Source organism: Mesorhizobium sp. dw_380 (genome assembly GCF_018588885.1).
In the GTDB taxonomy this organism is placed as follows: domain Bacteria; phylum Pseudomonadota; class Alphaproteobacteria; order Rhizobiales; family Rhizobiaceae; genus Mesorhizobium.
Genome location: NZ_JAFFIW010000030.1, coordinates 61,955 through 73,247, shown reverse-complemented (window position 1 = coordinate 73,247; position 11,293 = coordinate 61,955). Strand labels below are relative to the sequence as shown.

Genomic DNA, 11,293 nt, shown 5'->3' with positions numbered 1-11,293 from the left:
GGTGCCCGCGAACGAGCAGGCCCAGAAGAGCGCACACAGACCCGCGCCCCCCTCGGTCATACGCGACAAGCGCCCGGGAGCGGACTTCAGCTTGAACCGATCGAGTTTCGGCATAGGAAACCGCGCTAGCACCCCCCCCCGCCGCTGCGCGGCGACCCCCCCCATCAAGGGGGAGGTGAAAAGGGCATAGCAACTCGGCTGGCCGCTGTCACCCCTGCGGAAATTTTGGCAGCCCTGTCGGGACGAGGCGATCCGGCCCGTCCTTGGATCAAAGATTTCCATGAACCGAACACGGCGCTGAAGCGACCCACGCTCAGGCAGGGAACTATTGGCTGAACGACCATGAAAACGGCATCCACACTTCTGCAGATCCTCGCGCTCAGTGCCTGTTTCACCGCGCAGGTCCACGGCGCCTTTTCGATGCCCGGTGTCAGGCAGGCACTGCGGACCATCGACGGCACCAGCAGCCAGAACGCCATGCCGGTCAGCACGGTCGCCATGTTCCCGAAAGCAGCTGGCTAAGCAGCCAGCCCACCCGCCTGCGTCTTCAAAAATGCCTCGCCGCAGGCTTTCGCCAGATTGCGCACCCGCAGGATGTAGCTCTGCCGCTCGGTGACCGAAATCACGCCACGCGCGTCGAGCAGATTGAAGACATGGCTGGCCTTGATGCACTGGTCGTAGGCCGGGAAGACCATCTTGTGCATCGGCAAATTGTCGTTCGACGCCGGAGCGCCAGCATCGAGCAGCGCCTTGCACTCGGCCTCGGCGTCCTCGAAATGCCTGAGCAGCATTGCCGTGTTGGCGTATTCGAAATTGTGGCGCGAATATTCCTGCTCGGCCTGCAGGAAGACGTCGCCATAGGTAACCTTTTCGGCACCTTCACGGCCGTTGAAGTTGAGGTCGTAGATGTTGTCGACGCCCTGCACATACATGGCCAGCCGCTCCAGCCCGTAGGTCAGTTCGCCCGCCACCGGCGCGCATTCGATGCCGCAGACCTGCTGGAAATAGGTGAACTGCGAGACTTCCATGCCGTCGCACCAGCATTCCCAGCCGAGCCCCCAGGCGCCGAGCGTCGGGCTTTCCCAGTCGTCTTCGACAAAGCGGATGTCATGCAGCAGCGGGTCGACACCGATCGCCGCCAGCGAGCCGAGATAAAGCTCCTGCAGGTTCGGCGGGTTCGGCTTCAGGATCACCTGATACTGGTAATAATGCTGCAGCCGGTTCGGGTTCTCGCCATAACGACCATCCTTGGGGCGACGCGAGGGCTGGACATAGGCGGCGTTCCAGCGCCGGGGTCCAAGCGCGCGCAGCGTCGTTGCCGGATGAAACGTACCCGCGCCAACCTCCATGTCGTATGGCTGCAGGATGACGCAACCATAGGCGGCCCAGTAATTGTGCAAGGTCAGGATCAGCCCCTGGAACGAGCGGCTGGGATCCATATGGGCGGGGATTTCAATCGTCACGTGTGGCCTCGACAGCAAAGGCTAGCTTGGTGGCCCGTCCTAGAGACACGGCGGCGAAGCGTCAAGCAAGGCGCACCATGGAGCCGCCATGAGCGCTCCGCCCTCATGTTGAAAGCTTTGCCAGGGACTGGCCCATTGTCGGTCCCGGCAGCTTGCGGTCTGTTCGATATCTTCACCGATCAGACGAACGACGACAGGTCCAGCCATGCCCAGTTCCATCATCGTACGCCCCGTCACGCGACAGGATTTCGAGCAATGGCTGCCGCTGTGGGATGGCTACAACGCATTTTACGGCCGCTCGGGCGAGACAGCGCTGGCGAGCGACATCACGGCGATGACATGGTCGCGCTTTTTCGACGCCTATGAGCCTGTCCATGCGCTGGTCGCCGAAAGCGACGGAGAGCTGCTCGGCCTCGTGCACTATCTCTATCACCGCAGCACGACGGCGATCGCGCCGAACGGCTATCTGCAAGACCTTTTCACCACGCAGGCGTCGCGCGGAAAAGGGATCGGCCGGGCGCTGATCGAAGGCGTCTATGAGCGCGCCCAGGCCGCCGGTTCCGGACGGGTGTACTGGCTGACGCACGAGACCAATCACACCGCGATGAAGCTCTATGACAAGGTCGGCGAACGCTCCGGCTTCGTGGTCTACAGAAAGCTGTTCTGACCGCAGCGTCTCGACACCTCCAAAAGAAAACGGGGCTCCGAAAAAGAGCCCCGTTCCCATTCAAAAAGGCGACTTCACCCCTTCGGGGCAGGCACTGGCTCAGGCTTGACCTTGGGGGTCTCCTGCGCCGTGTTCGACTCGATCGGCGGCAGGCCCTTCATCAGCTTCTGCTGCAAGGTGGCCAGCACATCGGGATCGGGCTTGAGGTCGCGGGCCTGGTTCCATTGGAAGGTGGCTTCCAGCTTGCGACCGACGCGCCAGTAGGCGTCGCCGAGATGGTCGTTCAGAACCGGATCTTCCGGCTTCAGCGAGACAGCGCGCTCCATCTCGCGCACCGCGTCATCGAACCTGCCGAGCCGGAAATAGGCCCAGCCCAGCGAATCCACGATGTAACCGTCGCTCGGCCTGAGATCGACGGCCTTCTGGATCATCGCCAGGCCTTCCTTGAGGTTCGTGTTCATGTCGACCCAGGAGTAGCCGAGATAGTTCAGCACCTGCGGCTGGTCCGGCTGCAGTTCCAGCGCCCTGCGGAAATTCGGCTCGGCTTTCGGCCATTCCTTCAGGCGCTCATAGGCGATGCCGCGCTGGTAGAAGATGTTCCAGTTGGCCGCGGTCGGCGTCTTGAGCACATCGACGGCCTTGTCGTAGAGATTGGCGGCCGAGCGGAAATCGTCCTTCGAGGAATAGACGCCGCCGAGCGCCAGATAGGCGCGCATATCGTTGGGATGGGCGTCGACATAGGCCTTCAGATGGGTGATCGCCTCATCGTGGCGGTCGAGATCGGCAAGGTTGAGGCCAAGCTGCAGGTCCGAAAGCTCCTTCAGCGGCGAAGAATCAGGGATGCGTCGATAGAGCGCGATGGCGCCCTCGCCGTCCTTCAGCTGCTCGGCGACGGCGGCGAGCTGCACGAGAGCCGCATCACTGTCAGGCCGCAGGGCCAGCGCGTATTGCAGGTAAAGACGGACGAACGGCTCGCCGCCGCCACGGTTGAGCGCCGTGGCGAGATCGAGCAGGATTTCGGAAGCGCCATCGGACGGACCGGAAACGAAGGGCTCGATCTTGTCGCCCTTGGCGATCCTGTTGCGCAAGGCGACGATTTCCAGCTTGCCCGGCGAAAACGCCTCGGCCTGATCGAGCACCGATATCGCCTTGGCCTTGTCGCCCTTGCGGGCCAGGAACGAGGCATAGGCCTGCGCATTGCGCATCCAGGTTTCAGGCGCCGCGCCGCCGGCGGCGGTGTCCTGCATCGTCGCGGCGTAGGTCGCCTCGGCCTTTTCGGGCATGTTGGAGGCATCGGCGACCAGCGCGCGGTGGAAGGACTTGAACAGGCCGAACCAGTCCGGCCCCTGGAGCTTGTCGATGGAGGCCATCGCGTCGCTGGCCTGGCCGGCACCTTGTTCGGCCCAGCCGGACATGACGCCGGAGATCAGCCGGTCGAGGTCGGATTCCAGCGACAGTTTGAGCCAGTACTGCGCCTTGGTGAAATCCTTCTTGTGGAAAGAATCGACGGCCAGCGCCAGGCGCGAGAAGCGTTCGACGTCGGGCACTTCCTTGAGCTTGTCGGCATAGACCAGGGACTCGTCGAAGCGGCCTTGCGCGATCAGCGACAGCATCAGGCTCTGCTGCAGCGTCGTGTCGCTTGGATTGAAGGCCAAGGCCTGCTTGTAGTAGGCGATGGCGCTGTCGAGGTCGTTGTCGCCTTCGGCGATCCTGGCGGCCAGATAGGCGCCCGAGAACGACGAGATCTTGACCGGTTCGGTGGATTGCTTGGCATAGGCCGGCAAAACCGAGATCGCCATGCCCGTCACAATTGCCAGCCTTGTCAGCCAGCGCGCACGTCCTTGCTGCATCGTATCCCTTTCAGCCAGGCGCCATCTCCGCGTCAGCGGGGGCGACTTAGACTCGACCTTTGACTCGATCTTTCCAGGCAAAGCATGGCCTTTTTGGGGTCGTGCTTCAATCCGCTTGAAATTCACAATCGGGTTGAAATTCACAATCGGGTCACCCGATTAACAAACCATGGCCAGAAGGGACAATTTTGGGTGTCGAATTCCGCCACGGCGCTGGCGGAACGGACTATAGCACGGATTCGACCGCTGGGACTATGTCGTCGCTGTCGGCTTTTGCCCCGCAAAGGCAGACCGCTTCACCCGCGTATCGCGATACCCACCGGCCGCGACCGTGCTGCACAGCTCGCTCCATTCGCAGCCGCCACACGCCTTGCGGACGAGGCCGCTCGAAAACGCCTGCCGCATGCGCGCCAGGATGGCGGCATCGAGATCGAGGCGGACGCCGGCATGGATGGGCCGGCCTAGCAGATCGGCCACGTCCTGTGCCGCGAGTTGGTCCCTTTCGGCGGCGCTGTCGCGCAGGCAGTGCGGATCGGGCTCGTCAAGCAACGGCGCGCAGATGTCGTCGGGGCCGGAGACGATCAGGATGTCCTCGCCCCGGCCCAGGCGCTCCGCGATGCCGTCATAATTGGCGGTGAAGGCGGGGCTGTATCCCTTGCCCACATAGGTGAGCAGGCAAAGGAGGTGATGGGCGCGCAGCCTGATCGTCACGGATTGGCCGGCTTCGCCTTGCCGCCGCGAAGCGCCATGAGTGTCGCGGCACCAAGCGCCGACTTCAGCAACCCGCCGACGATGAATGGCAGGAAGCCGAAGGTAATGGCCTTCTCGGTGCCGATCATGACGGCAAGCCATGCCGTGCCGAGAACCAGACAGGCAAGGTTGCCGAGCAGCATGGCGGCGAAGGCAAGCACCACCCTGTTGCCATTCCAGCCGCGTTCCGCCAGCCAGCCGACCAGAGCGCCGGTGACCGGAAAGGCAAAGAGATAGCCGCCGGTCGGCCCGACGAAATGCTGTACCCCGGCAGCGCCTCCGGCCAGGACCGGGAAGCCGACAGCGCCCTCGACCAGCCAGGCGGCAATGGTAACCGCACCGAGCCGCCAGCCGTAGAGCGCGCCAATAAGCGTCACGGCGAAGGTCTGCATGGTCACAGGCACAGGCACCATCGGCACTTCGATGTAGGACGACAGCGCCAGGAACAGCGTGCCGAGCACGACGGCTCCGACCTGCCAGGCGAGCGAACGATCCTGGAGCCGGAGCGGGCTGAAGGACGGCTTACGGGACGTGAACGCGATGTCTGTCATGAGGATTCCTTCGCTCGATTGAAATTATAGATAATTTCTGTTTTCGATCTATTATCGAATCCACATTTCCCCGGAGATAGCAAGCCTTGGCTGTGCAAAGGCCGTTCAGTGCTTTTACTTTTGCGTGATTTCCGGACGGAAAACCGTTTCACGGTTTTCCGGGACTGCCCTAACCGACGATGGCAAAGGCTTCGCGCGTGGCGCCGGAGGCCGTCTTGACCGGCTTGCGGCCGATCCATTGGACATGCCGCCCCAGCGTCGCGGCGGCCGATTCCGTGTTTCCCTGCCGCAAGGCGGCCAGGATCGCGCGATGATCCTGGTCGGTGCGCGCTTCCCACTCCGAGCGCCATGCCGCGAACAGGAAGCGGGCGCTGGCCGCGTGCAAGTCGTCGATGGTGGCGAGCAGGCGCGGCATGCCGCATGGTGCCAGGATCAGCCGGTGAAAGGCACGGTTGGCTTCCTCCCACGACCTGACGTCGCGGGATTTGTCGCCGGCCTTGGTCGCTTCCTCGGCGAGATCAAGAATGGCTGATGTCAGATGCGGCGCGGCATGGCGCAGCGCCAGCACTTCAAGGGCGGCCCGCATTTCGGCGACTTCCTTGACCTCGCCGAGATCGAAAGCCGCGACACGCACGCCGCGGCGCGGCTCGCTGACGGCAAGCCCTTGCGCCTCCAGGCGGCGGAAGGCCTCGCGCACCGGAACATGGCTGGTTTTGAATTCCTCGGCGATATGATCCTGCCGCAGCCTCGCCCCCGGCTCGATGGCGCCGGAGATGATGCGGTCCGCCAATGCCTTGCTGATGCGCACCGCGATGGTGTCGTCCGTGCCCTTTGCCATGTTTTATAGATAATTTGCGACGGGGCGGCTTGTCGAGACGGTGGGAACGGCTTTCACAGATTTCCGCTCTCCAGCACAAGCCAGAGGAGAGGTCCGCGAAAGACAGCTGCTCAGTTCACCCGGCTGATGCAGAAATCGATGACGTCGACCAGCGCCGATTTCTGCGGCGTCGCCTCCAGCGGCGCCAGCGCGTCGCGGGCGATCTCGCCGAAATGGCGGGCGCGGCCGATCGTGTCGGCGATGGCGCCGTGGCGGGTCATCAGGCCGATCGCCTTTTCCAGACCCGCGTCATCAACGACATTGTCCTCGATGGCGCGCTTCCAGAAGCTACGCTCGGCCTTGCTGCCGCGCCGATAGGCGAGGATGACCGGCAATGTCACCTTGCCCTCGCGGAAATCGTCGCCGACATTCTTGCCAAGGTCCTTGCTGGTGCCACCATAGTCCAGCGCATCGTCGATGAGCTGGAAGGCAAGCCCGAGGTTCATGCCATAGGAGCGCAGTGCCGCGCGATCATTGCGCGTTGCCTGGGCGATCACCGGCCCGACCTCGGCGGCAGCCGAAAAAAGTGCCGCGGTCTTGGCCTTGATAACGGCGAAGTGCTCGTCCTCGGTGGTCTCCAGGTTCTTGGCGGCCGCAAGCTGCATGACCTCGCCCTCGGCGATGATCGAGGCAGCACTCGACAGGATGTCGAGCGCTTCGAGCGAGCCGACATCGACCATCATGCGGAAGGCCTGGCCGAGCAGGAAGTCGCCGACCAGCACGCTCGCCTGGTTGCCCCAGATCATCCGGGCGGTCTTCTTGCCCCGCCGCATGCCGCTTTCGTCGACGACGTCGTCGTGGAGAAGCGTCGCCGTGTGCATGAACTCGACCGAGGTGGCGAGCTTGACATGGCCCTCGCCGGCATAGCCGAACATCTGCGCGGCGGCGAGCGTCAGCATCGGCCGCAGCCGTTTACCGCCGGATGAGATCAGGTGGTTGGCGACCTCCGGGATCATCTCGACGTCGGAGCCGGCCTTGGACAGGATCAGCTCGTTGACGCGCCCCATGTCAGCCGCAGTCAGGTCGATCAGATCCTTGATGGAGGCGGGTTCCCGCTTCCCGTTTTCGATGTTGAGAACGACACCCACGACAATCACTCCCGTCTTGGTATAACGCGTGCGACGGCACCCTTAGTCCCGGCGTGGACTCTAGGGCGGCGGACACGGCCACGGCAAGAGGCGAATTGGCGCGGCGCCGGTGACGGCCTGTCAACCGGCGCCAACAAGGCAGCTCTGGTTTTGCCGCGGAATCCGCATGCCCGTTTACATCAGCGCCGCAAACTGAGAGTTTCGCCCGATGATAGAGCTCATCCGCACCAACGACGCCGTCATCATCTCCTTTGTCGAATCGCTGATGCGCGATGCCGGCATCGGCTGTTTCGTCGCCGACCAGAACATGAGCGTGCTCGACGGCTCGCTCGGCATTCTGCCGCGGCGCGTCATGGTCGACGCCGACCAGGCCGATGCTGCACGGCGCATCCTGACCGATGCCGGCATCGCCAACGAGATCCGCGGAAAATAATGTCCGCCGCGCCAGCCGCCCTTGTCCGCGACACGCCGGCCCATACGGTCGACGCCTTCCATCGCGGCCGGTTCTGGCTCGTGCAGCCCAAGCATGGCGGCCATCGCGCCGGCATGGATGCCATGATGCTGGCGGCGTCCGTGCCATCCACCTTTGGCGGACGCCTTGCCGATTTCGGCGCCGGTGCGGGAGCCGCCGGCCTGGCGGTGCTGTCGCGCTGTCCAAGCGCGGAAGCCGTGCTTGTGGAACGTGCGCCGGAAATGGCGGCTTTCGCCGCGGCCACCCTTGCCCATCCCGGCAATGCGCATCTCAGCGATCGCGCCTCGGTGCTCATGGCCGATGTCACGGTTTCGGGCCGGGCTCGGGCAGCCGCCGGCCTTGCCGATAATGATTTCGACTTCGTCATCATGAACCCACCCTTCAACGCCGCACGGGACCGCGCCACATCAGATCGTCTGCGAAAAGAAGCGCATGTCATGGAAGACGGGCTGTTCGAAAACTGGATCCGCAGTGCGGCGGCGGTGGTCAGGCCGCGCGGCGGACTGGCCGTCATCGCGCGGCCCGAACAGCTTGGCGCCATTCTCGACGCGACCGCCGGCCGCTTCGGCGATGCCGAGATGCTCGCTGTCCATCCGCGCCCCGACGCGGCTGCTATCCGCATCGTCGTGCGGGCAGCGCTCGGCGCGCGCGGAAAGCTTGCCATCCGCCCGCCCCTGATGCTTCACGCGCAATCGGGCAACGGCCCCGATGGGCGCAGCGAAATGATCGCCAACGGTCTCGCCTCGCTGTTTGGAGATTGAGCTATTCCTGGCGACCACATTGCCGTTGGCCGAGAAATCCCTACATGCCTGCAACCATCGACCGGAGACCTCACCCTCGTGAAACGCCTTTTCAACCGCTTGCTGCCGAAATCCTGGCGCTCCACCGTCGTCACCATCCCGGTCATCCGGCTGCACGGCACCATCATGGCGGGCGGCGGCCCTTTCCGGCCGAGCCTGTCGCTTGCCTCCACGGCCGGCCTCATCGAGAAGGCCTTCTCCTTCGACGCGCCGGCGGTCGCCATCTCGATCAACTCGCCCGGCGGCTCGCCGGTGCAGTCGCGGCTGATCTTCAAGCGCATCCGCGACCTGGCGGTTGAAAAGGACAAGAAAGTGCTGGTCTTCGTCGAGGATGTCGCGGCTTCGGGCGGCTACATGATCGCGGTCGCCGGCGACGAAATCTTCGCCGATCCGTCCTCGATCGTCGGTTCGATCGGCGTCGTCTCGGCCTCGTTCGGCTTCCCGGAACTCTTGAAGAAGATCGGCATCGAGCGGCGTGTGCACACCGCCGGCCAAAACAAGGCCGTGCTCGATCCGTTCAAGCCCGAGAAGAAGGAAGACGTCGAGCGGCTGAAGGCACTGCAGCTCGAAGTGCACGGCACGTTCATCGACCTCGTCAAGGAGCGGCGCGGTACCAGGCTGAAGGACGATCCGGACCTGTTCACCGGCCTGTTCTGGACCGGCGTGAAGGGCTTGGAGCTCGGCCTGGTCGATGCACTCGGCGACATGCGAACGGTGCTCAAGACCCGCTTCGGGCCGAAGACCCAGCTCAGGCTGATCACGGCCCCGCGCGGTTTCCTCGGCCGGTTCGGCCTGTTCGGTTCGAGCATGGGCTTTTCCGCGCCCGATATCGCCGCTGCCGCTGCCAGCGGGGTGATCGATGCGGCGGAAGAGCGCGCGCTGTGGGCTCGGTTCGGGCTTTGAAAACCGCGTAAAACCGTCTAGCATAGGTGCCTTGAAGTCTCGTGCCTGTCGTTTTGCCAAAACCGAACACACTTTTGGGCGACATGCATTAACCGACCCGACCGGCCGCCTTCGCCGGCCCAGCGTGGGAGGAGTTTTGACATGCCGCAGATCATTTTCTTCACCGTCGTTGGCGTCGCGGCCTATTTCGGCTACCGCACCTTCATCCGGGAAGCCGAGCGCGTGACGGCCAAGGTGCGGCGCACCGAAAAGCAGGCGGCCAACGGCGCGATGGGAACGCTGGTCAAGGATCCGAAGACCGGCGAATACCGGCTGGCCAAGGACTGAGCATCATCTCACATACGACTGACGCAGCGGATACCGATGTCGGTTCGCGTACATGGCCTGCGCATGCCAAGATCAATCTGGCGCTGCATGTCACGGGAAGGCGCCCCGATGGCTATCACCTGATCGAAAGCCTGGCGGTGTTCACGCGTTTCGGCGACCGGGTCGAGATCGCGCGCGCCGACAGCGATGATTTCACGGTGTCCGGCCGCTACGCGCCGGCGGTTCCCATCGATGCCGGCAATCTCGTGCTCAAGGCACGCGATGCGCTGCGACGAGAGGCCGGGCCGCTGAAGACGCCGCCTGTCGCCATCAGGCTCGAAAAGAACCTGCCTGTCGCCTCCGGCGTCGGCGGCGGGTCGAGCGACGCGGCTGCCGTGCTGCGCGGCCTCGTGCAGACCTGGGCCTTGAACATGGACGACGCCGAGCTGGCCCGGATCGGTCTCTCGCTTGGCGCCGATGTGCCGATGTGCCTGGCGGCAAAGCCGCTGGTCGCACGCGGCATTGGTGACGAACTGTCGATGGTGCCGGACTTTTCGGCGCTCGGGCTGGTGCTGGTCAATCCAGGCACGCCGGTCGCGACGGCAGATATCTTCGCAGCGCTTTCGCGTCGCGACAACGAGCCATTGCCGCCGCTGCCGCGCAGCATCGATTTTCACAGCCTGCGCAATTGGCTGGAGATCACCCGCAACGATCTCGAGCCGACTGCCCTTGCGATACAGCCGGCCATTGGCAGGGCGCTTTCGTGGCTGAACAAGGCCGGATCCGGGTTTTCACGAATGTCCGGATCGGGCGCGACATGTTTCGGCCTGTTCGAGACCGGCAATGTCGCCAAACGCGCGGCCGCCGAGATCCGAAGCCGCCAGCCCGACTGGTTCGTCGCGGCAACGCGCAGCATCGCATCGGAGGGAGCTGATGGCCAGAATTGACGAGAGCCGTTCGTTCATTCCCGTGGGCATCGCGGTGCTGACCGTTTCCGACACGCGCAGCCTCGCCGACGACAAATCCGGCCAGACGCTGGCCGACCGCATCACCGAGGCCGGCCACATACTGGCGGCCCGCGATATCGTCACCGACGACCGCGACAAAATTCGCGACACGGTCCTGGCCTGGTCGAGGGACAAAAGTATCGACGTCGTCATCACCACCGGCGGCACCGGCTTCACCGGCCGTGACGTGACACCGGAAGCGCTGGAGCCGATCTTCGAAAAGCGCATGGACGGCTTTTCGGAAGTGTTTCACCGCATCTCCTACGACAAGATCGGCACATCGACGATCCAGAGCCGGGCAACCGGCGGCGTCGTCAACGCCACCTTCGTCTTCGTGCTGCCGGGCTCGCCCGGTGCCTGCAAGGACGCCTGGGACGGCATCCTCAAGGCGCAGCTCGATTACCGCCACATGCCCTGCAACTTCGTCGAGATCATGCCGCGCCTGGACGAGCATCTGCGGCGCGGGAAGTCGGCTCCGTAAGAGCCGAGGAAAAGAACAGTTTTCACGCCGCGTTTGCCAGGCGGAACCGCCCCGGCGCCCTTCGAAAAACCATTCCTG

14 protein-coding genes are annotated in these 11,293 nt (G+C 64.0%); 8 read left to right on the top strand and 6 right to left on the bottom strand.

The features are described from left to right. Positions 1-342: 342 nt before the first annotated feature. Positions 343-522, top strand: coding sequence for a hypothetical protein (locus JT360_RS24180; RefSeq protein WP_214474693.1), 180 nt, complete (start codon positions 343-345; stop codon positions 520-522). On the opposite strand, the gene JT360_RS24175 is transcribed toward JT360_RS24180, so the two are convergent. Continuing rightward, positions 519-1,439: a glycine--tRNA ligase subunit alpha gene (locus JT360_RS24175; protein WP_214474699.1), complete on the bottom strand. Its 921-nt coding sequence runs from the start codon at positions 1,437-1,439 to the stop codon at positions 519-521. The genes JT360_RS24180 and JT360_RS24175 overlap by 4 nt on opposite strands. A gap of 229 nt (positions 1,440-1,668) precedes the next feature. Here JT360_RS24175 and JT360_RS24170 point away from each other — a divergent pair, with 229 nt between their 5' ends. Beyond that, a complete protein-coding gene (locus JT360_RS24170; RefSeq protein WP_214474692.1) occupies positions 1,669-2,130 on the top strand; it encodes a GNAT family N-acetyltransferase in 462 nt (153 codons plus the stop codon). A gap of 74 nt (positions 2,131-2,204) precedes the next feature. On the opposite strand, the gene JT360_RS24165 is transcribed toward JT360_RS24170, so the two are convergent. The 5 genes from JT360_RS24165 to JT360_RS24145 all read right to left on the bottom strand — a co-directional run bounded on the left by JT360_RS24165 (position 2,205) and on the right by JT360_RS24145 (position 7,246). Next, entirely contained in the window at positions 2,205-3,980 is a 1,776-nt protein-coding gene (locus tag JT360_RS24165; RefSeq protein ID WP_214474690.1) for a tetratricopeptide repeat protein, read from the bottom strand. Between the two features lie 252 nt (positions 3,981-4,232). Then, a complete protein-coding gene (locus tag JT360_RS24160; protein WP_214474689.1) occupies positions 4,233-4,691 on the bottom strand; it encodes a DUF1284 domain-containing protein in 459 nt (152 codons plus the stop codon). Further along, a complete protein-coding gene (locus JT360_RS24155; RefSeq protein ID WP_214474688.1) occupies positions 4,688-5,281 on the bottom strand; it encodes a biotin transporter BioY in 594 nt (197 codons plus the stop codon). The genes JT360_RS24160 and JT360_RS24155 overlap by 4 nt, the downstream gene beginning before the upstream one ends. A gap of 169 nt (positions 5,282-5,450) precedes the next feature. Continuing rightward, positions 5,451-6,119 carry a GntR family transcriptional regulator gene (locus tag JT360_RS24150; RefSeq protein ID WP_214474687.1) on the bottom strand — a complete coding sequence of 223 codons (669 nt, stop codon included), beginning with the start codon at positions 6,117-6,119 and terminating at the stop codon, positions 5,451-5,453. Between the two features lie 110 nt (positions 6,120-6,229). Then, entirely contained in the window at positions 6,230-7,246 is a 1,017-nt protein-coding gene (locus tag JT360_RS24145) for a polyprenyl synthetase family protein (protein WP_214474686.1), read from the bottom strand. A 208-nt stretch (positions 7,247-7,454) separates the two neighbouring features. On the opposite strand from JT360_RS24145, the gene JT360_RS24140 reads away from it, so the two are divergent. The 6 genes from JT360_RS24140 to moaB all read left to right on the top strand — a co-directional run bounded on the left by JT360_RS24140 (position 7,455) and on the right by moaB (position 11,215). Next, a complete protein-coding gene (locus tag JT360_RS24140; protein ID WP_015318845.1) occupies positions 7,455-7,679 on the top strand; it encodes a putative signal transducing protein in 225 nt (74 codons plus the stop codon). Next, positions 7,679-8,479, top strand: coding sequence for a tRNA1(Val) (adenine(37)-N6)-methyltransferase (locus JT360_RS24135; RefSeq protein WP_214474685.1), 801 nt, complete (start codon positions 7,679-7,681; stop codon positions 8,477-8,479). The genes JT360_RS24140 and JT360_RS24135 overlap by 1 nt, the downstream gene beginning before the upstream one ends. Before the next feature lie 78 nt (positions 8,480-8,557). Beyond that, positions 8,558-9,421 (top strand): S49 family peptidase, encoded by an 864-nt coding sequence (locus JT360_RS24130; protein WP_214474684.1) that lies wholly within the window; start codon positions 8,558-8,560, stop codon positions 9,419-9,421. Between the two features lie 141 nt (positions 9,422-9,562). Then, entirely contained in the window at positions 9,563-9,748 is a 186-nt protein-coding gene (locus JT360_RS24125; RefSeq protein ID WP_027023000.1) for a membrane protein, read from the top strand. A 5-nt stretch (positions 9,749-9,753) separates the two neighbouring features. Continuing rightward, positions 9,754-10,674: a 4-(cytidine 5'-diphospho)-2-C-methyl-D-erythritol kinase gene (locus tag JT360_RS24120; protein ID WP_214474697.1), complete on the top strand. Its 921-nt coding sequence runs from the start codon at positions 9,754-9,756 to the stop codon at positions 10,672-10,674. Further along, positions 10,661-11,215, top strand: coding sequence for a molybdenum cofactor biosynthesis protein B (moaB, locus tag JT360_RS24115; RefSeq protein WP_214474683.1), 555 nt, complete (start codon positions 10,661-10,663; stop codon positions 11,213-11,215). The genes JT360_RS24120 and moaB overlap by 14 nt, the downstream gene beginning before the upstream one ends. Positions 11,216-11,293 lie beyond the last annotated feature (78 nt).